The 19,308-nt window shown below is 63.3% G+C and carries 15 protein-coding genes; 8 read left to right on the top strand and 7 right to left on the bottom strand.

Annotation, left to right across the window (positions count from 1 at the left end; translation table 11 throughout):
- The first annotated feature begins 28 nt into the window (after nucleotides 1-28).
- Nucleotides 29-1,066, top strand: a complete 1,038-nt coding sequence (locus FHG66_RS06340) for an ATP-binding protein (protein ID WP_139075904.1) — start codon at nucleotides 29-31, stop codon at nucleotides 1,064-1,066.
- 227 nt (nucleotides 1,067-1,293) lie between these two features.
- Here FHG66_RS06340 and FHG66_RS06335 read toward each other — a convergent pair whose 3' ends face one another.
- Nucleotides 1,294-2,679 carry an ISNCY family transposase gene (locus FHG66_RS06335; RefSeq protein ID WP_139075903.1) on the bottom strand — a complete coding sequence of 462 codons (1,386 nt, stop codon included), beginning with the start codon at nucleotides 2,677-2,679 and terminating at the stop codon, nucleotides 1,294-1,296.
- Between the two features lie 841 nt (nucleotides 2,680-3,520).
- On the opposite strand from FHG66_RS06335, the gene FHG66_RS06330 reads away from it, so the two are divergent.
- Nucleotides 3,521-4,276: a LuxR family transcriptional regulator gene (locus FHG66_RS06330; protein ID WP_139075902.1), complete on the top strand. Its 756-nt coding sequence runs from the start codon at nucleotides 3,521-3,523 to the stop codon at nucleotides 4,274-4,276.
- Nucleotides 4,277-4,471: 195 nt separating this feature from the next.
- Here the strand turns inward: FHG66_RS06330 and tsf are convergent, their stop codons facing one another.
- Complete coding sequence (gene tsf, locus FHG66_RS06325) at nucleotides 4,472-5,350, bottom strand: translation elongation factor Ts (RefSeq protein ID WP_139075901.1); 879 nt, start codon at nucleotides 5,348-5,350, stop codon at nucleotides 4,472-4,474.
- Between the two features lie 75 nt (nucleotides 5,351-5,425).
- Complete coding sequence (rpsB, locus tag FHG66_RS06320) at nucleotides 5,426-6,190, bottom strand: 30S ribosomal protein S2 (protein ID WP_139075900.1); 765 nt, start codon at nucleotides 6,188-6,190, stop codon at nucleotides 5,426-5,428.
- 203 nt (nucleotides 6,191-6,393) lie between these two features.
- On the opposite strand from rpsB, the gene FHG66_RS06315 reads away from it, so the two are divergent.
- The 3 genes from FHG66_RS06315 (at nucleotide 6,394) to FHG66_RS06305 (ending at nucleotide 9,059) form a co-directional block, all read left to right on the top strand.
- A complete protein-coding gene (locus FHG66_RS06315; RefSeq protein ID WP_139075899.1) occupies nucleotides 6,394-7,287 on the top strand; it encodes a PfkB family carbohydrate kinase in 894 nt (297 codons plus the stop codon).
- Nucleotides 7,284-8,198 carry a pseudouridine-5'-phosphate glycosidase gene (locus tag FHG66_RS06310; protein ID WP_139075898.1) on the top strand — a complete coding sequence of 305 codons (915 nt, stop codon included), beginning with the start codon at nucleotides 7,284-7,286 and terminating at the stop codon, nucleotides 8,196-8,198. Before FHG66_RS06315 ends, FHG66_RS06310 begins: the two co-directional genes overlap by 4 nt.
- Before the next feature lie 93 nt (nucleotides 8,199-8,291).
- Complete coding sequence (locus FHG66_RS06305) at nucleotides 8,292-9,059, top strand: DUF502 domain-containing protein (RefSeq protein WP_139075897.1); 768 nt, start codon at nucleotides 8,292-8,294, stop codon at nucleotides 9,057-9,059.
- Between the two features lie 166 nt (nucleotides 9,060-9,225).
- Here FHG66_RS06305 and FHG66_RS06300 read toward each other — a convergent pair whose 3' ends face one another.
- Nucleotides 9,226-10,011 (bottom strand): 3-hydroxybutyrate dehydrogenase, encoded by a 786-nt coding sequence (locus FHG66_RS06300; RefSeq protein WP_139075896.1) that lies wholly within the window; start codon nucleotides 10,009-10,011, stop codon nucleotides 9,226-9,228.
- A 509-nt stretch (nucleotides 10,012-10,520) separates the two neighbouring features.
- On the opposite strand from FHG66_RS06300, the gene FHG66_RS06295 reads away from it, so the two are divergent.
- Nucleotides 10,521-12,344, top strand: coding sequence for an extracellular solute-binding protein (locus FHG66_RS06295; RefSeq protein ID WP_425471710.1), 1,824 nt, complete (start codon nucleotides 10,521-10,523; stop codon nucleotides 12,342-12,344).
- A gap of 176 nt (nucleotides 12,345-12,520) precedes the next feature.
- Here FHG66_RS06295 and FHG66_RS06290 read toward each other — a convergent pair whose 3' ends face one another.
- The 3 genes from FHG66_RS06290 to FHG66_RS06280 form a co-directional block, all read right to left on the bottom strand.
- Nucleotides 12,521-13,144 (bottom strand): helix-turn-helix domain-containing protein, encoded by a 624-nt coding sequence (locus tag FHG66_RS06290; RefSeq protein ID WP_139075895.1) that lies wholly within the window; start codon nucleotides 13,142-13,144, stop codon nucleotides 12,521-12,523.
- 213 nt (nucleotides 13,145-13,357) lie between these two features.
- Entirely contained in the window at nucleotides 13,358-16,906 is a 3,549-nt protein-coding gene (mfd, locus tag FHG66_RS06285; protein WP_139075894.1) for a transcription-repair coupling factor, read from the bottom strand.
- 46 nt (nucleotides 16,907-16,952) lie between these two features.
- On the bottom strand, nucleotides 16,953-17,477 hold the full coding sequence (locus FHG66_RS06280; RefSeq protein WP_139075893.1) for a component of SufBCD complex: 525 nt from the start codon (nucleotides 17,475-17,477) through the stop codon (nucleotides 16,953-16,955).
- 139 nt (nucleotides 17,478-17,616) lie between these two features.
- On the opposite strand from FHG66_RS06280, the gene hemB reads away from it, so the two are divergent.
- Together hemB and FHG66_RS06270 are read left to right on the top strand one after the other, a co-directional pair.
- The gene (hemB, locus tag FHG66_RS06275) at nucleotides 17,617-18,615 is read left to right on the top strand and encodes a porphobilinogen synthase (protein ID WP_139075892.1); all 999 of its coding nucleotides are present in this window, start codon (nucleotides 17,617-17,619) and stop codon (nucleotides 18,613-18,615) included.
- Between the two features lie 92 nt (nucleotides 18,616-18,707).
- Nucleotides 18,708-19,265, top strand: a complete 558-nt coding sequence (locus FHG66_RS06270; RefSeq protein ID WP_139075891.1) for a lipid-binding SYLF domain-containing protein — start codon at nucleotides 18,708-18,710, stop codon at nucleotides 19,263-19,265.
- Nucleotides 19,266-19,308 lie beyond the last annotated feature (43 nt).

Here is a 19,308-nt window from a genome sequence, read left to right as displayed (position 1 = left end):
GAAATACAAATCGAGTGAACGGTAGTCCATGTCGCCTGACGCCATTGCTATTGTGAACGCCTTGCCAATGCCCGCGGTCCTGATCGGGCCGGAAGAGCGGGTGGAGGCATCAAATCCTGCCGCCAAGGCCCTGTTTGGCCATGATGGAACCGGTCGGCACTACATCACCGTGCTCCGGCAGCCTGCGACCCTGGACATCATCGAAAGCACGCTGCGCGACGGCACTGCGCGCGACGCCCGTTTCCTCGGCAGTGACGCGACGCGAAACACCACATGGCGCGTCAGCGCGCGTGACGTTGCACCGAAAGGCCGTCGTCGTGTCCTCGTCGTGTTCGAGGACATGACGGCCGTTGAAGAAGCTGGCCAGATTCGCCGCGACTTCGTTGCAAACCTGAGTCACGAGCTCCGGACACCCCTGACGGCGCTGCTTGGTTTCGTTGAAACCCTGAGAGGACCCGCCAAGGACGATGAAGCGGCACGAGCTCGCTTCTTAGCCATAATCGCTCGTGAGGCCCAGAGGATGGCTCATCTCGTCGATGACCTGCTCTCCCTGAGCCGCGTCGAGGCGGACGAGCGTCGGCGTCCGCTGGAACCTGTGGACCTTGGCGCCCTGACAAGCTCGGTGGTTGCGACGCTGGAGCCGCTGGCGCGGCAAAAGGAAGCTCACCTCCAAGTAGAAGTGCCTGAGGCAAAGGTGATTGTGCCGGGTGATCCTGGCCAGTTGCGGCAAGTGCTGACCAATTTGATCGAGAACGCCATGAAGTATGGCGGCAGTGGGGAGGACATCGAGGTCTCGTTGACATCTCCGGAGTTCCAACCAGCGCTGCGTCGGTCAGGAGTGTGCCTTAGCGTATCGGACCATGGTCCCGGGATCGCAGCGCATCACATTCCAAGGCTGACCGAGCGCTTCTACAGAGTCGACGCCCACCGGTCGCGCGAGGTCGGTGGAACCGGATTGGGTCTGGCCATTGTGAAGCATATCGTCAACCGCCATCGCGGGCGTCTCCGCATTGAGAGCGCAGTGGGACACGGAAGTCGGTTCACCGTCGTGCTTCCCGTCGATTGAGGAGCGCGAACCGATGGGACCTGTCCAAGCGGTGCGACAAGGAGAGGTAAGCAACTTGTGCCGGGCAGGATGAGCACAGGCGCCCCATGCTTCTGATGACCGCTGTTGTCAGCAAGTTAGAACGTCGCTGGTTCTGCAGAATAGACCTGTTGCGGCGAGGATTGGGGGGAGATTGGGCCGGGCGCAGAGGTCAGGGATCGGAGCCCGCCCCGGCCTGCCTCTGGAGGTCATTCGGCAGCTTGGTCCGGGGCAGGGAGCTCCAGCGTCGCCTCGGCCGCACGTTGGGCGCCGCGGCCGTCCATCCAAGACTTCCTGGGCTTATGCGGGTTGCTCTGGGGCTGATACCGCGTGCGCTGCTTGCCGACCGTCGTGACATTCGGGGCAGAGGTCTCCTGCATCTCCTGGATGGCGAACAACACGGCGCTCAGGCGCTTGTTCTCGGTAATCGCCTCGGGGGTCACGCGCTGCTGGTCGGGGTCGATGGCGCGGTAAGGCAGGGACATACCCTGCGAGCGCACCTCAAGCCGACCGTCCGGAAAGGCATAGGTCTGGACGTACTGGCCCACCAGGCCACGCGTGACCTCGCTCTCCTCCAGCAGAATCCGATTGCGCTCGTAGGTCAGCGTGAGTTGCTGGCCCACATAGCGCTGGTCGCGCCAGCACAGGATGTCGCGCAGCCGGTCGACCCCATCGGCGAGCGGCCGGTGCAGGTCCTCGGAGCGGGCCGGTACCCGGGCGAAGCGCCCGTTGTGACGCGCGATGAAGCCGGGCAGGAAGGCGTTCGCCGCTTCCATGGTGCTGATGCCCTTGAGCCGCATCTCCTTGACCAGCCGGTCCTGCAGCCTGCGGTTCGCGCGCTCGACCCGGCCTTTGGCCTGGCTCGAGTTGGCGCACAGGATCTCGATGTTGAGCTCCGCGAGCGCACGGCCGAACTGGGTCATGCCATGACCGCTGGCCGCATCGGCCTTCGCCACGCGGAAGATCGAGTGCTTGTCCGAGTAGAAGGCCACCGGGCGGCCGTGCTGGCGCAAGTAGCCCTCCAGTACTTCGAAGTAGCTGAACGTGCTCTCGGAGGGCACAAAGCGCATCTGCATGAGCCGGCTCGTCGCGTCGTCGATGAACACCAGGAGCGTGCAGGCGGGCCCGCGCTCCTCGAACCAGCGATGCTCGGAGCCGTCGATCTGCACCAGCTCGCCCAGGCGCTCGCGGCGCAGGCGGGGCTGGTGAAACTGGCGCCGTTGCCAGCACGACAGCCACAGCCCGTCCTCGGCCATCCACTTGCGTAGCGTCTCGCGCGACTCCGAAAGCCCATGGCGCTCCGCTAGCTTCTCGGCCGCCAACGTCGGCCCGAAGTCGGCGTAGCTCTCGCGCACCAAGGCTAGAGCCAAGTCGCGCACGCCAGGCAGGGTCCGATTGTTCGACGGCCGCCCACGTGCCTTGTGGCGCAGCGCCGGCGCGCCTTCGACCTGAAACGTCCGCAGCAGCCGCTGCACCTGACGCGGGCTCAGCCCCAACAAGTCGGCCGCGCGCGCCACGCTCAGTCGACCCTCGACGACGCAGGACAGCACCTCGATCCGAGGCAGCTCGCGTTCGCTCATCAGAACCCATCCCATCCGCCACCTCCGTAGCCGCCATTCGGGTCGGGAAGGGTGACAGTTCTACTTTGCGGCTACAGGTCGCAGTCGCATAACATATATTATGTCAAGTAATTCGGCTGCTGGCCCGACTTTCATGGTCAGGGTGGATTCGAGCAAATACGTTCCATCTGGATTAGCCAGATCCAAGGGCTTTTACAGCGGACGTTCTGCGCCGGAACAATGCCAGCTCTCTCACGGGTTTGGCTCCGTCTCGGATGCTTGGCGTCGCATGGTGTCACCTTGGAGAGTGATTGTCGGATCGCGCTGTTCGATAACGTCGGCCCTGCATCGTCGGCTCGCGACGCCTGAGACAGCGCGAGGTACTCGATTCATGCAGGCCATCGAAACGATGTTCCTGATCATATTGGGAGGTTCGAGTCTCCTGAGGTGATCTTCGTTAGTCATTCCGCAGCTGCGAAGCAGAGGCGGAGCAGCTCGATTTCTCGGCGAGCTCGGTCACGATGTCTTAAAGGCTGAAGCAGGTCCTGAGGCTCTGCACATGATCCAGGCTTTCGACACGAACTCAATCCAGACTTCGCCCTGGAGGGAATGCCATGTGTTGCGTTCGCCCCAAAGCGGCCCGAGAGTTCGTCCCTGCCCTCCTCTTTCTGATCACTGGTGACTTTGGTCCCCCCTCGTGCCCGCAGGCTTCCACGATTGGTCAGCCATGCCGCCAGCAGGAACTCGTGGAGGCATGGTTCGCGCGATGGAACATCAGGGGCATCATCTCGATTCGAACGCCGCTGGAGAGATACCAGTCCCGACAAGGCCAGAATCTTGGTGCGCTGGGTTCGACAAGAGTGTTAATGCAACGACCATGCATGATCTCGTCATCCATCTGGATCGCGTGAACAACGCGAATTCGGTCGAAGGTCTTTGGCGGCTGCATCTGGACGCAATGGCCTCTTTCGGCTTTGATCGACTGCTCTACGGGTACACCCGATATCGTAGCGGTCGCAGTCTGGGCGACCCCCAGGACTGGGTGGTTCTGACCAATTTGCCTGCGGCTTACATGCGCCCCTACATCGAAGACGGGCTCTACGCCAATGGCCCTATGGTCCGCTGGGCCCTTGAGAATGACGGCGCATGTTCCTGGTCCTGGATCACCAGGACGGCGGCCGAAGGTGGCTTCTCGCCCTCCGAACTCAAGGTCTTAGACTTCAACCGCAAGCTTGGGGTCACCTGCGGCTACACCATCAGTTTCCGCTCTGTCTCACAGCGCGCCAAAGGCGGGATTGGCCTCTGCGCTCGCCCGGGCTTGGATCAGGATCGCGTCGATGAAATCTGGGCGCAGCACGGCCCGACGATCACGGTGATGAACAATGTGTTCCACCTGAAGCTGCTCACCCTGCCCTACAGCGGCGCGCGCCAACTCACGCCTCGGCAACGCGAGGTGCTTCAGTGGGTCGGTGACGGAAAGACGGCACAGGACATTGCCCTGCTGATGGGCCTTACGGCCGCAACGGTGGAAAAGCATCTTCGTCTGGCGCGTGAGGCGCTCGATGTCGAGACGACGGCCCAGGCCGTGTTGAAGGCCGCGTTCTACAACCAAATGTTCACAGTGGACACCTGACGCCGCATCAAACGCCGGGGCCAGCGTACACAGAGCACGGCGCCCGATCTGGCTCGTGGAACGCGTCAGCCGTTATACCTGCAGAACCTCGGTCGAGGCAGAAAACCAAGAGGTGGCCCATAGGTGGCCAACCTCATGGCAGAGGCAGTGCCGCCGTCAGCTAAAACAGCATGGCGGCGGCCTCCGCAAACGCTGTCAGGCGCCCGCGTTCATCTTGGCGACCTCGGCTGCGAAGTCCTCGGTCTGCTTTTCGATGCCCTCGCCGACGGCGAGACGAACAAAGCCCGTGACCGCGACGCCTGCATCCTTGGCAGCCTGCGCAACCGTGACGTCAGGGTTCACGACGAAGGCCTGTCCCATGAGGGTCGACTCGGCCATGAACTTCTTCATCCGGCCTTCGAGCATCTTCTCGATCACAGCGTCGGGCTTGCCCGACTCCTTGGCGATATCGAACTGGACCTGACGCTCCTTGACGACCAGCGCGGGATCCAGCGCCGCCTCGTCCAGGGCTGCCGGATTGGCCGCGGCAACGTGCATGGCGATCTGCCGCCCAATGCCGTTGTCGGTGCCGGACAGCGCCACGAGCACGCCGATCTTGCCAAGTCCCTCACCCGCGGCATTGTGCACGTATGAGACGACGGTCTCACCGCTCAGCGTGGACATGCGGCGCAGCGTCATGTTCTCACCGATCTTGGCAATGGCGTCCATGACGGCAGTCTCGGCCGGCTGGCCGTTCAGATCGGCCTGCTTGAGGGACTCGATGTCATCAGCGCCGAGCGCGGCCTGAGCCACATTACGGACAAGAGCCTGGAACTCGGCGTTCTTGGCGACGAAATCGGTCTCGGAGTTGACCTCGACCACGACGCCTTTGCCGCCCGATACGGCCACGCCGACGAGGCCTTCGGCGGCAGTGCGGCCAGATTTCTTGGCAGCCTTGGCAAGACCTTTGGTCCGCAGCCAGTCAACGGCCGCTTCCATGTCGCCGTCCGTCTCAGTCAGGGCCTTCTTGGCATCCATCATGCCTGCGCCGGTGCTTTCACGCAGCTCTTTCACCATGCTCGCGGTGATCGCCATCTCATGCCTCCTTGAATGGAAATCCGGGCGGGGTGTCGCACCCGCCCGGTATCAGTTTTGCGACACAAACCCTGATCAGGCGGTCGCGGCGTCCTCGAGCGTCTCTTCCGAGAGTTGCTCCATGGCGCCGATATCGACGCCCGCCGCGCCCAGTTGGGCGCTCATGCCTTCAAGAGCGGCACGGGCCACGAGGTCGCAGTACAGCTGAATCGCCCGCGCGGCGTCGTCGTTGCCGGGGATCACATAGTCGACGCCCTTGGGCGAGCAGTTCGTGTCGACCACGGCCACGACCGGGATACCAAGCTTCTGGGCTTCCTGGATGGCCAGATCTTCCTTGTTGACGTCGATGACGAACAGGAGGTCGGGCACGCCGCCCATTTCACGGATGCCACCGAGCGAAGCCTGCAGCTTGGCCTGCTCACGCTCCATGCCAAGACGCTCTTTCTTGGTCAGCCCTTCGAACCCGCGATCGGCCGCTTCGTCAATCGCCTTCAGCCGGTTGATCGACTGCGAGACCGTTTGCCAGTTGGTCAGGGTGCCACCCAACCAGCGGTGGTTCATGTAGAACTGCGCGGACCGTTCGGCCGCGTCCGCGATCGACTTCTGCGCCTGGCGCTTGGTGCCCACGAACAGGATGCGGCCGCCACGGGCCACGGTGTCGCGTACCACGCGCAGCGCTTCGTCCAGCAGCGGTACGGTCTGGGTCAGGTCCAGAATGTGGATGCCATTCCGCGAGCCGTAGATGTACGGCCCCATGCGGGGGTTCCAGCGGGCGGTCTGGTGTCCGAAGTGTACGCCTGCCTCAAGCAGCTGGCGCATGGAAAACTCGGGGAGAGCCATGTCGTTGTCCTTTTCCGGTTTGGCCTCGGCGAAGGTATCAGGGTTGCCCCCAACCGGTGGACCATCGAGGGATTTCTCCCCCCGGGGCCCGCCTCCGCCTGCGAAGTGGGGGGGACCTAGCGATAAACACCCGAAGGTGCAAGAGGCACGCAGTAAGCGGTTCGGGTTGACGCTGCCCTGGGCTTGCGGGCAACTGCACGTTCATGACCCCTGCCCCTGACATCCTGTGCATCGGTTCGGTCCTTTGGGACATCATCGGTCGGACTCCGTCCCACATGAGGCTAGGCGCAGACCTGCCGGGACGCATCACACAGGTGACTGGTGGCGTTGCCATGAACATCGCTGTCACCCTGCGCCGCTTCGGGCTCCGGCCCGCGCTGCTGAGCGCCGTCGGTCGTGACGCCCCAGGAGAGGCACTGACGGCCGAAGCTGCGAACATGGGTCTCGTGATCGATTACCTCTACAGATCGGAGGACTTGCCGACCGATCGTTACATGGCCATCGAAGGCGGGAACGGGCTGATTGCTGCCATCGCCGATGCCCATTCCCTGGAAGCTGCGGGCGATAAGATCTTGCGGCCGCTGGAGGATGGAAGGCTTGGTACGGCGCAGCGACCCTGGGACGGACCGGTGGCACTGGACGGCAATCTGACCGCCGATCTTCTCGCCCGGATCTCGGCGTCCCCATTGTTCCGAAAGTCCGACCTTCGGGTCGCCCCTGCCAGTCCGGGCAAGGCCGAGCGCCTTCTGCCGCTGATCGATCACGCCGGCACGACACTGTACGTGAACCTGGAGGAGGCTGGCCTGCTCTGCCACCGAGAGTTCGCGAACTCGGCAGACGCAGCGAAGGGGCTGATAGATCGGGGTGCTCGGCGGGTGCTGGTCACGGACGGTGGCAGGTCGGCGTCCCATGGAGATGGTTCCGGGGTGACCACGCAGGTTCCTCCCGATGTGCTGGTGACCCGGGTGACGGGCGCGGGCGACACATTCATGGCCGCGCACATCGTGGCCGAGCGGGACGGCGCAGACCGGGAGGGCGCGCTCGCCCGGGCGCTGCGGGCCGCCGCACTTTACGTCTCAGGAGAAGCGCCAACATGATCCCCATGCATTTTTCCCCCGAGGTGAGCGACGCTCGCAGTCTGGGACGTCCGATCGTGGCGCTCGAATCCACGATCATCACCCATGGCATGCCATGGCCGCGCAACGTAGAGACCGCTCGCCTGGTCGAGGAGGAGGTCCGCGCCCACGGTGCCGTCCCGGCCACCATCGCCGTCATGGCGGGACAGGTGCATGTCGGCCTGTCCAGGGATCAACTTGAGCAGTTGGCTCAGGCCAAGGACGTCGCCAAGCTCTCAAGAGCCGATCTGGCGGCTTGCCTGGCCCAGGGCGGGACGGGTGCGACGACCGTTGCCGCAACGATGATCTTGGCCAAGCTTGCGGGGATCGACGTCTTTGCAACCGGTGGAATCGGCGGCGTGCATCGCGGCGCCGAGTCCAGCTTAGACATCTCGGCGGACCTGCATGAACTCGCGCAGACGGCGGTGACCGTGGTGGCCGCAGGGGCAAAGGCCATTCTCGATCTGCCAAAGACCTTCGAGGTGTTGGAGACCCTGGGCGTACCGGTCATCGCGGTCGGACAGGACGAGTTGCCGGCGTTCTGGTCGCGCCGCTCTGGCCTGCGGGCCCCGCTGCGCATGGATGATCCGGCCACGATTGCGGCGGCGCATCGGATGCGCGCGGCAATCGGGCTACCAGGTGGGCAACTCGTCGCCAATCCGGTTCCCGCCGAGCACGAGATCCCCGCGGAGGAGTTGGCGCCGTTGATCGCCCAGGCGCTGCTCGAGGCAGGGAACCAGGGCATCGCAGCCAAGGCCGTCACGCCGTTCTTGCTGGCCCGGATCTACGACCTGACCGGTGGCCGCAGCCTGGAGACGAACATCGCCCTGGTCCTGAACAACGCGCGTCTAGCAGCGAGAATCGCAGCCGAAATGCGCAGCGCTCAGGGCTGATCACGGTCGTTCGGCGCTTGGGCGGCACGGCTGGTTGCAGCATGGCGCGGCCCTGTCCTAGAACCTTCGAGAAAACGATCAAAGGTCAGGTCCATGCTTCCGCCCAAGCCGCAGAAACGTCTGCCACGCCAGCAGCATTGGCTGGTGACGCGTATTCTGGGCGCGCTCCGAAACAACTTCTTTGCCGGCGTGGTGGTGATCGCGCCTATTGGCCTTACGATCTGGCTGATCTGGACCTTTGCCGGGTGGGTCGATGGCGTCGTCATGCCATTCGTCCCCGGCTACTGGCATCCCGAAGCCATCGTGAACCGCTGGGTCGGCCACCCTCGCGGCGACCCGGAGTGGATCGAAGTCAACATCCGCGGCGTGGGCGTGGTCTTTTTCCTGTTTTTCACGATCCTGCTTGGCTGGATCGCGAAAGGACTGGTCGGCCGTTCGCTCCTTCGGACCGGAGAGGACCTGGTCGGCCGGGTCCCTGTCATTCGTTCGATCTACAACGCCGTGAAGCAGATCTCCGAGACAGTCTTTACACAGTCCGACGCCCGGTTCGAGAAGGTCTGCCTAGTGGAGTTCCCACGCAAGGGCATGTGGTCGCTGGCCTTCGTGTCAGCCCCCCTCCGCGGCGAGATTCGGCAACGGCTGTCCCTCGACGGGGACGAGATGGTTGGGCTGTTCCGCCCGATCACGCCCAATGCGACGACGGGCTACCTACTGTTCGTGCCCCGGTCCGAGATCATCGAACTCGACATGTCGCTTGAGGATGCGGCCAAGCTCGTCATCTCGGCGGGCCTCGTCTACCCGGGTGAGGCACCCGTTTCCAACGGGGCGCTTTCCTCAGGAGTTGTCCCACCACCGGCCTGATTCCAGTCGGCAGTCAGTTCTGTCGTCCATCTCCCGGGGGAGAATACCCTGGAATGGTAGAGGCGCGTCCGCGCAGAGCCTGGCCAGTCCGGAGTGCGCGCAGGTTCGAGTTTCGTCCCGCAACCTCCCTGCTGACCCCTGCTTCTGCAACCGAGCCCTGCGAGCGTTAAAGGGCTGTCCAGCCCCCATCGACGCTGATGGTGGTCCCGGTGATCTGGGCAGCCGCGTCGCTGCACAGGAAGGCCGCTGTGCCACCGATCTGCTCGACAGTGGCGAACTGCCCGGACGGCTGACGGGCCAGCATCACCTCCCGGATGACAGTCTCCCGGTCCATGTCGTGCGCCTTCATCTGGTCGGGGATCTGGGCCTCGACCAAGGGCGTAAGCACATAGCCCGGACAAATGGCGTTTGCGGTGATCCCCTGTCCGGCCACCTCGAGGGCTGTGGTCTTGGTCAAACCGACAAGACCATGCTTGGCGGCGACGTAAGCGGATTTGTACGGCGAGGCCGTGAGGCCATGGGCGGATGCCACGTTCACGATGCGACCCCAACCGCGCGCGCGCATGCCTGGCAGGGCCGCCGCGGTCGTATGAAACGCCGAAGACAGATTGATGGCGAGGACGAGGTCCCACTTTGCTGGCGGAAACTCCTCGATCGGCGCGACGTGCTGGATGCCAGCATTGTTCACGAGGATGTCGCAGGTACCACTTGAGTCCACCAGCGCCCGACAGTCCACGGCCTTGGACATGTCAGCCTGAACGTATCTAACCTCAACCTCGAACTCATGCCCGAGCTGCCTGGCTAGGTCGTGATCCGCTCGATCATCCGTAAAGGAGTTCAGGACCACGTTCGCGCCAGCGGCTGCCAACTCCCGGGCGATCCCCAAGCCGATGCCAGACGTGGAGCCGGTCACGACCGCCGTTCGACCGGACAGGGGACGAGCAAGAGCCATGGATATGCGTCCTCTACTGCGCTGCGGCACAATAGACGTTCAGGCCGCAGGAACAATGGGCACGGTTTTGCCGACTGAACGGCAAGTTGTCGGCGGCTTTTGGCCGCAGCGCCGCCTTACACGATGCCTGAGCCCCCTACCCCAAGATGTTGGCGTTGTGGACAAACCGGGCGACCCAAAGCGAGTCGGAACTCAAGAATCTGTGATTCGAAGCTGACCGTATCCAGAATTCGGGCACCTTCTGCAGCCCTGACTGCCTCTGGATACCTTGGAATCTTAAGGAATCACATCAACTCAGGCTTCGCTGTCGCCAACTGAACAAAAAAACGCCCGCCAGTTGGCGGGCGCTGAGTTGTTGAGGCAGGTTTCATACAGGCAAGAAACCTATCGAGCAGTGACCTCTTTATAGGCGTTTTGCAGTTGCTCCGCTAGCCAAAAGTTTGATTTCGCATGGCTGCACGCGTAACGTCGCCAAACGCTCCATCGAGGCACCAGGGAGAGCAGTCGTCATGAAGTCCAACTTCGTCACCCATCTGGGACGGGGAGCCGTAACGTTTTGCATGCTGCTGGGCACGGCAGCTTGGGCCGAGCCCAAGCACGCCATCGCGATGTATGGAGAGCCCGCGCTGCCGCCTGACTTCGACCACCTTCCTTATGTGAACCCTGAGGCTCCAAACGGTGGATCCGTAGTGTCGGCCGAGGTCGGCAGCTTCGACAGCCTTAATCCGTACATCCTCAAGGGCACGGTTCCCTGGCAGCTGACGTCTCTTGTGACCGAATCCCTGATGGGCCGCTCCCTTGATGAGCCTTTCACGTTGTATGGGCTTCTGGCCGAGACCATCGATGTGCCCGACGATCGAAGCTGGGTCGAGTTCCAGTTACGCCCCGAAGCTCGTTTCTCGAACGGGGACCCGGTGACCGTCGAAGACGTGATCTGGTCCTATGAGACGCTGGGGACGCAGGGCCATCCACGGTATCAGACCTTCTGGGCCAAGGTGGAGTCCATCGCTCCGGTGGGGGACCGCGGGATCCGCATCACCTTCAACGTCCAAGACCGCGAGCTGGCCCTTCTCGCTGGTCTGAGACCGATCCTGCAGAAGAAGCAATGGGAAGGCGTCGACTTCGCCAGCGCGGACGGGCTGGACATCATCCCCATCACCTCCGGTCCCTACGTCGTGGAGACCTATGATGCTGGGCGCTCAGTCACCCTGCGCCGCGATGAGGACTACTGGGGAGCGGACCTGCCCTTTCGCCGCGGGACAATGAACCTCGACAAGGTACGCTACGAGTTCTTCGGCGATGAAACAGCCGCCTTTGAAGCTTTCAAATCCGGCGAGACGAACATCGTCCGAGAGACCAACGTCGCGCGCTGGGAGAGCGAATACGACTTTCCCTTGGTGCAGGATGGTGAGGTCGTCCTCTCCGAGGTTCCCCACCTGCGCCCCTCGGGCATGACGGGCCTTGTCATGAACACGCGCGACCCGCTCTTTTCGGACTGGCGCGTCCGCGACGCCATGATGCTGGCCTTCAACTTCGAGTTCATCAACGAAGCGATGACAGGCGGCGAACAGCCTCGCATCACGTCCTATTATTCCAACTCGCCTCTAGGCATGACTTCCGGAGCCGCCCAGGGCAAGGTGGCCGATTACTTGGCCAAGTACGCGGACTCCCTCCTTCCGGGAGCCATGGAAGGCTATGAGCTGCCCACGAGCGACGGGTCAGAGCGAAACAGGGCGAACGTCGCCAAGGCGATTGGCCAGCTCGAGGCCGCAGGCTGGACAGTGGGTGAAGATGGTTCGCTGCGGAATCCAGGCGGCGAGCCCTTCGCCTTCGAGATCCTATTGGAGAACGGCTCCTCAGAAGTGGCGTCCGTGGTGGACATGTATGTTCAGTCCCTGGGGCGGCTCGGCATGCAAGTGACCGTCAATTCCGTGGACTCGGCGCAGTACAAGCAGCGGACGGACGGCTATGACTTCGATATGACCTATTTCCGACGTGCCGTGTCCAACTCGCCGGGCAACGAACAGGTGCTTTACTGGGGCTCCGGCACGGCCGACGAGCCGGGTGGCCGCAACCTGATGGGAGTGAAGTCGCCTGCGGTCGATGGGCTCATCCGGGACCTGCTGACGGCCGAATCGACCGACGACTTCACGGCCGCCACGCAGGCGCTGGATCGGGTGCTGACCAGCGGCCGGTACGTCATCCCGTTCTATCAGTGGAACGTGGCGCGCATTGCCCATGCGGCGGAGCTGACCTACCCGGAACGGCTCCCCCTTATGGGAGACTGGCCCGGCTGGCAGCCGGACGTTTGGTGGTGGGAGCCCCAAGAGTGAAGCTGATCATGGTGGCAGCCGTTCTCTCGGTTCTGTCGGCCTGCGGGCCAGTGATGCTGGTCGGTGACGCTCTGGTCGGCGCAACGCAAGCAGGAGTCATGGTAGCAGACGTGGCTCTTTGAGAGCCGATTGAGCGAAGGATGGAACGACCTCCCATCCTTCGCCGCTGGACGACGTCACGCGATCGAGGTCACCCAAAGGATCGTCGCGTCGTCCTGACTTATGGACACGACATTATGGCCCATGGAGGCGTCATAGTAGGCGCTGTCGCCGCGCTTCATCTCCACCGGTTCATAGAACTCGGTATAGAGCCTGATCGCGCCGGTCAGGACGTAAAGGAACTCTTCGCCGTCGTGGCGGACCCAGCCGCCGAACTCTTCAAGTCTGCGGGCCCGGACTCTGGCGCGATACGGCAGCATCTGTTTCCGGGTCAACGTCTCGGCCAGCAACTCGTGCTCATAGGTGGTGGTCAGATGCGCCGCACCCTCGCCGGCCTTGGTCACGGTCATGCGGCCATTGACTTGGGCGCGTGACGCTGGGGTAAACAACTGCGGCACCGAGATCCCGAGACCGACGGCAAGCTTCTTCAACGCTTCGTAGGTGGGCGACATCTGCCCGTTCTCGATCTTCGACAGGGTGGACCGAGCCAGGCCTGCATGGTTGGCGGCCTGTTCAAGCGTCCAATCCCTTGCGCGGCGCAGTTCTCGCACACGCGCACCCAAGTCCAGAGGTGGAGCATGATCCACCTCTCCATCAGAACGGGCAATGCGGATCAGAGCCTTCGGGTCGTTGCCAGCCATGGAACGCTGACTATACGATAGTGCCGATCATACGCAACGCCGGCAGCCTGTACGCCCCTGGCCCCCGATCCAGGTCCCTTGATCTGGGCCAAGGCCGGGGTGGCATCCATGGGGTGCCGCGCCCCGCCCCCAGGTTCAGCGGACGGACCGTATTGAGTGCAGCGCCGAGAACTTGCGCCCAAAGCGCAACGGGCCGTGCTAGCGCTCGATCCTTCAGCTATCCCGGCGCTTCGCTCCTGCAAGGACGGACGCGCCATTCGAGGCAGACGAAGCGCTGGACCCCTCGACGGCATCGCGGCGCCCGTTGGCCTTGGGCTTGGGCGGCTGAGCTTCGGCCAGCTTCTCGGCCAGCTCTTTCACGATCCCGAAGGACCCCTTGATCCGCTCGGCCTCAGTCGGCCACTCGCGGAGCACGACGAGCTTGTTGTCCTTGATCCGTGCCTGCCCGTTCTGGCCTTGAATGAACTCCACGAGTCCCGCCGGTGAGGCGAAGCGGTCATTGTGGAAGACGAGCGTCGCGCCCTTCGGTCCGACATCCAGACGTGCCACCCCAGCCCTGCGGCACATCGCCTTGATCCTGACAACCAAGAGGAGAGTATTCACCTCGCGAGGCAGGGAACCGAACCGGTCGATCAGCTCCGCCGCGAAACCCTCCAATTCGACCTTGGTCGAAAGCGCAGAAAGCCTGCGATAAAGGCCCAAGCGTACGTCGAGGTCGGGAACGTATTCCTCTGGGATCAGCACCGGCACGCCCAAGTTCAACTGTGGGGCCCACTGCCCTTCGGTGTCGACCAATTCACCCTTCCCGGACCGAAGCCGGTCGATCTCCTCTTCCAGCATCTGCTGGTAGAGCTCGAAGCCGACCTCCCGGATTTGTCCAGACTGCTCTTCGCCCAAGAGGTTCCCGGCACCCCGGATATCCAGATCCTGGCTGGCCAGTTGGAACCCGGCCCCAAGACTGTCGATGCTGCCCAGCACCCTCAGCCGCCGTTCGGCCGGTTGGGTCAGCTTCTGGCGAGGCCGCGTGGTTAGATAGGCATAGGCGCGCGCCTTGGAGCGGCCGACTCGACCGCGGATCTGGTAAAGCTGGGCCAGACCGAACATGTCGGCTCGCCACACGATCATCGTGTTCGCTGTCGGAATGTCCAAGCCGGACTCCACGATCGACGTGGCAAGAAGCACGTCGAACTTGCCGTCATAAAAGGCGTTCATGCGATCGTCGAGTTCGCCTGCAGCCATCTGACCATGCGCAACGACCACCGACACCTCGGGCACCTCGCGCCGGAGCCAGTCCTCCATCTCCGGCAGGTCTGCTAGTCGCGGCACGACGAAGAAGCTCTGTCCGCCGCGATAATGCTCGCGCAGCAGCGCCTCGCGGATGGTGATCGTGTCGAACTCGGACACGTAGGTCCGGATTGCCAATCGGTCGACGGGAGGGGTCGTGATGACGGACAGGTCGCGCACGCCCGAAAGCGACAGTTGCAAGGTGCGCGGGATCGGGGTCGCGGTAAGTGTCAGCACGTGGATGTCCGTGCGGAGCTGTTTCAGGCGCTCCTTGTGTCCGACACCGAAATGCTGCTCCTCATCAATGACAAGCAGGCCCAGATTCGCGAAACGCACCTGCTTGGCCAGCACCGCATGGGTGCCGACCACGATATCGACCGTTCCCTTTGCCATGCCCTCGCGGGTCTGGGCAGCCTCCTTGGCAGAAACAAAGCGCGACAACGGCCTTACCTCGAGAGGAAAGCCCCGGAATCGCTCCGCGAAGGTTCGGTAATGCTGGCGCGCCAGCAGCGTCGTCGGCGCGACCACCGCGACCTGGACACCCGACATAGCGGCAATGAAGGCGGCACGAATAGCGACCTCGGTCTTGCCGAAGCCCACGTCGCCGCAGATCAGCCGGTCCATCGGGTTGCCGGATGCCATGTCGCCCAGCACGTCATCGATGGCCTGAAGCTGATCGTCGGTCTCGGCATAGGGAAAGCGGGCCAGAAACTGGTCCCAGATGTCCTCGGGCGGCTCAAGCTCGGGCGCATGGCGCAAGGCGCGCTCGGCCGCAGTGCGAATCAGACGCTCGGCGGCGATCTTGATCCGCTCTTTCAGCCTCGCTTTCCGGGCCTGCCAGGCTCCGGCGCCCAGTCGGTCGAGGAGGCCCTCCTCATGGCCGAAGCGACTCAGGAGTTCGATATTCTCGACCGGCAGGTAAAGCTTCGTGTTCTCCGCATACTCAAGAGCGAGGCACTCGTGAGCCACTCCCAAGGCCCTGAGTACCTCAAGCCCAAGGTAACGCCCGACTCCATGATCGACATGCACCACGAGGTCGCCGGGCGTGAGCGTGTTCACCTCGGTGAGGAAGTTGTCGGCCCGCTTCCTTTTGCGGGTTTGCCGGATCAGACGGTCGCCGAGCACGTCCTGCTCGGCTATCACAGTCAGACCGGGTGCCTCGAAGCCATGTTCGAGCGGCCAGACGGCCAGATGGATTCCACGTTTTCCAATACGGGTGAAGTCCATGACAGGGATCGTTTCCCCGAGCCCTTCATCCTCCAGCAGTCCCATGAGGCGCTCGCGCGCGCCCTCGGAGTAGCTGGCCAGAAGCACGGGGCCAGCGTCGAGACGAGCCTTCACATGATCCGCGAGGGCGCCGAACAGAGAGATCTTCTCCTGCTGTCGCTCAGGCGCGAAATCCCGGCCGATCCGTCCGCCCGCATCGATGACACCCATGCCGGTCGGCAGCTTGAGTGGGCTGAACTGAAGCAAGCGCCTGTTACGGACGGCGTCCTCCCAGGCCGCTTCGTCCAGATACAGCAATCGGGGGGGCGCGGGCTTGTAGACCGAGTCCATCCGCCCCCGCTCTTTCAGGGCCGACCGCCGGGCGTCGTAGGCATCCTCGATGGCGGCCCATCGGGCGATGCGGGTGGCCGTGACCTGATCGTCCAGGGTCACAGTCGCCTTTGGCAGATAGTCGAAGATCGTCTCGAGCCTATCATGGAAGAACGCGAGCCAGTGCTCCATTCCTGCGTGCTTGCGGCCAGCGGAAACGGCTTCATAAAGGGGGTCATCGCTGCCGGCTGCCCCGAACTCGATCCTGTAGTTCTGCCTGAAGCGGGTGATTGAGGCTTCGTCGAGAATGACCTCGGACACGGGCGCAAACTCGACAAGGTTCAGCTTCTCGGTGGTTCGCTGCGTCGTAGGATCGAAGCGCCGCGCTCCGTCCAGCGTATTCCCGAAGAAGTCGAGCCGCACCGGGCCGGGATGCCCAGGAGGCCACACATCGACCAATCCGCCGCGTACGGCATAGTCCCCGGGCTCGGTCACCGTCGGGCTTTGGGTGAATCCCATGCGGGACAGGAAGGCCCGGAGCGCGGTCTCGTCCACTCGGTCGCCAACCCGGGCGGTAAAGGCCGCTGTCCGCAGGGTCGCCCGGGCTGGCACGCGCTGGGTCGCGGCGTTCAGAGTGGTGAGCAGGACGAACCGGTCCGGCATGTCATGGACAAGCCCCGCAAGCGTCGCCATCCGTTGGGCTGCTATATCGGGATTGGGCGACACACGGTCAAACGGCAGCACGTCCCAAGCCGGAAAGACGAACACGGGCAGGCCAGGGTCATAGAACGCCAGCGCCGACTGCATGGCAGCCAGCCTGCGGTCGTCCCGAGCCACGTGCACGACGCAGCACCCGGATCTGTCGAGCTCGTTCAGGACAAGGCGAGCGTCATAGCCTTCCGGCGCGCCGCCGACGTTGATGTGCAGGGGATTGCTGGGCATGCGCGTCACCTACCGCGCAGGGCGATGGTGTCAACGGCGCGTGCGTTCACAACCCCTGCAGCACCTGCAGGTTCTGATACATGCCGAACATGGCGGTGATGAAGATCGCGACCATTCCGACGATCTGCGTCCGCAGCCGATGGCGCACTAGTGCTTGGAAGAGCGCATCTCCGTGTGGAGCCTCGGTATGAATTCGGCGGGCAGTCACCAAGCTCATGGTTCCGACGATCGTCATCGGAGTGGCAAGAAGAATAACGGCTTGAGCGAATTCCACGCCATACCACACCGCAAGGATGAAGAGCAGCGTCAGAACGAATGCAACAAGGCCCGCAAGCCAAAGCCCAGACATTTCAGAGATGTAGAGTAGACGGTTCACGTTGATCCGAACCAAGTCCTCGAGATCGGCCAGAGCCTGTCCGCCATGCCGCCGCGCCCGAATGACGAGGTCGAAAGGAACGCCCAACACCCAATGGCTGGCCGACGACCAGATGACGGCAAGGACGATCCAGAACCAAAGGTTCGAGAAGGACCGGAAGTCTATGACTTCAAATAAGGTTTGAGTCCAGTCCACGTCGGTTGCAGGCTGCGTCCCTGTTTCGTCCTGTCAGCGTAGTGGAGCAGACAGACGATGCCCAGCCTTGAGGTCGCGTGCTCTTCGTGCGACCCGTCAGCTGTGGCCGCCCTGCCCGGCCCTTTGATCGGAGCGCCCGATGACCCTGAGCCCGGCCCCATTCCCGACTGCCCGCTTGCGCCGCCTGCGGGCCACGCCCGCCCTTCGTGCCTTGGTCCGAGAGAACTCCCTGAGCCCATCCGACCTGATCTGGCCGCTGTTCCTGATGCAGGGATCCGATCAGGCGGTTCCCGTGCCGTCCATGCCTGGGGTGCTTCGCCTGACCGTCGATCGTGCGGTCGGAGCGGCCCGCGAGGCCCGCGACCTTGGAATTCCGGCGGTCTGCCTGTTCCCCTACACCGCCATGGAGCACCGCACCGCGGACTGCGCCGAAGCCTGGAACCCGGAGAACCTCTCCAATCGCGCCATTCGTGCCATCAAGGACGCGGTGCCGGACGTCGCCGTCATGACGGACATCGCGCTTGATCCCTATAACATCGACGGACACGACGGTTTCGTTGAGGGTGGGGAGATCGTGAACGACCGAACGGTCGAGGCTTTGGTCAGGATGGCGCTGGCACAGGCAAAGGCTGGCGCGGACATCCTGGGTCCCTCGGATATGATGGATGGGCGCGTCGGCGCCATTCGTCGCGCGCTGGAATCTGATGGATTCCAGAACGTTACGATCCTAAGCTACGCCGCCAAGTTCGCTTCGGCCTTTTACGGCCCGTTTCGGGATGCCGTAGGCGCAACAGCGGCGCTCAAGGGCGAGAAAAAGACCTACCAGATGGATCCGGGCAACTCGGACGAGGCGCTGCGTCTGGTGGCGCGCGACCTGTCCGAAGGGGCCGATATGGTCATGGTAAAGCCCGGCATGCCCTACTTGGACATCTGCCGACGCGTGAAGGACAGGTTCGGCGTCCCGACTTTTGCCTATCAGGTCTCGGGTGAATTCGCGATGCTCAAGGCTGCGGCGGCGAATGGCTGGCTGGACGGCGACCGCGTGATGATGGAAAGCCTGATGGCCTTCAAGCGTGCGGGTTGCGACGGCGTCCTGACCTACTTCGCACCCGAGGCGGCCCGCGCGCTCCACGGCTGACCGTGCGAGCGATTCGGTGACAAGCGGCCGATTCTTGGTTAGGCTGATTCCCAACGGCCGGTAACAAGGCCATCAACTGGTGGGCAGTGACAATGAGCGGAATTTCGAGACGGACGTTTGTGGCCATGGCTCTGACGGGGTCGGTCTTGGCTGGATGCGCCAACGGCATCGGATCGGGTGGAGCAGACATCGTGGATGCTCGGGTCGATAGCACCCTGAGCTTCCTTTACACGAACTACCCCGGAACCCAGGATCTCGCGGGGCGCGCCGCTGGCATCCTCGTCATGCCAGTCGTGACCGAGATCGGTTTGGGCGTGGGTGGATCCTATGGCACTGGCGCCTTGCGGGTCGGCTCCACCAGCGTCGACTACTACTCGGCAACCGCAGCCTCGGCCGGGCTGCAGATCGGAGCGCAGCAGTACAGCCATGTCCTCTTCTTCATGACCCAGGATGCCCTTGCCGAATTCCGGGCTTCGCCGGGCTGGGCCGCCGGCGCGGACATTGAGTATGCCGTGAACGCGCAGGGCGAGGTGCTCAGGGCCGACACCACGACATCACTCTCCCCGGTCATTGCGGTGGTCTTCGCCCAATCCGGCCTACGCATGGGTGCGACCATCGAAGGCACCAAGTACACCCGCATCATCCCCTAAGCCCCGTTCCAGCGGCGACACGTGCTGTCGCCCCCGAACGATG

It is taken from the genome of Rubellimicrobium rubrum (assembly GCF_006152115.1).
Taxonomy (GTDB): Bacteria; Pseudomonadota; Alphaproteobacteria; order Rhodobacterales; family Rhodobacteraceae; genus Rubellimicrobium; species Rubellimicrobium rubrum.
The sequence above is the reverse complement of the archived record's forward strand: the minus strand, read 5'-3'. Positions and strand labels throughout refer to the sequence as shown.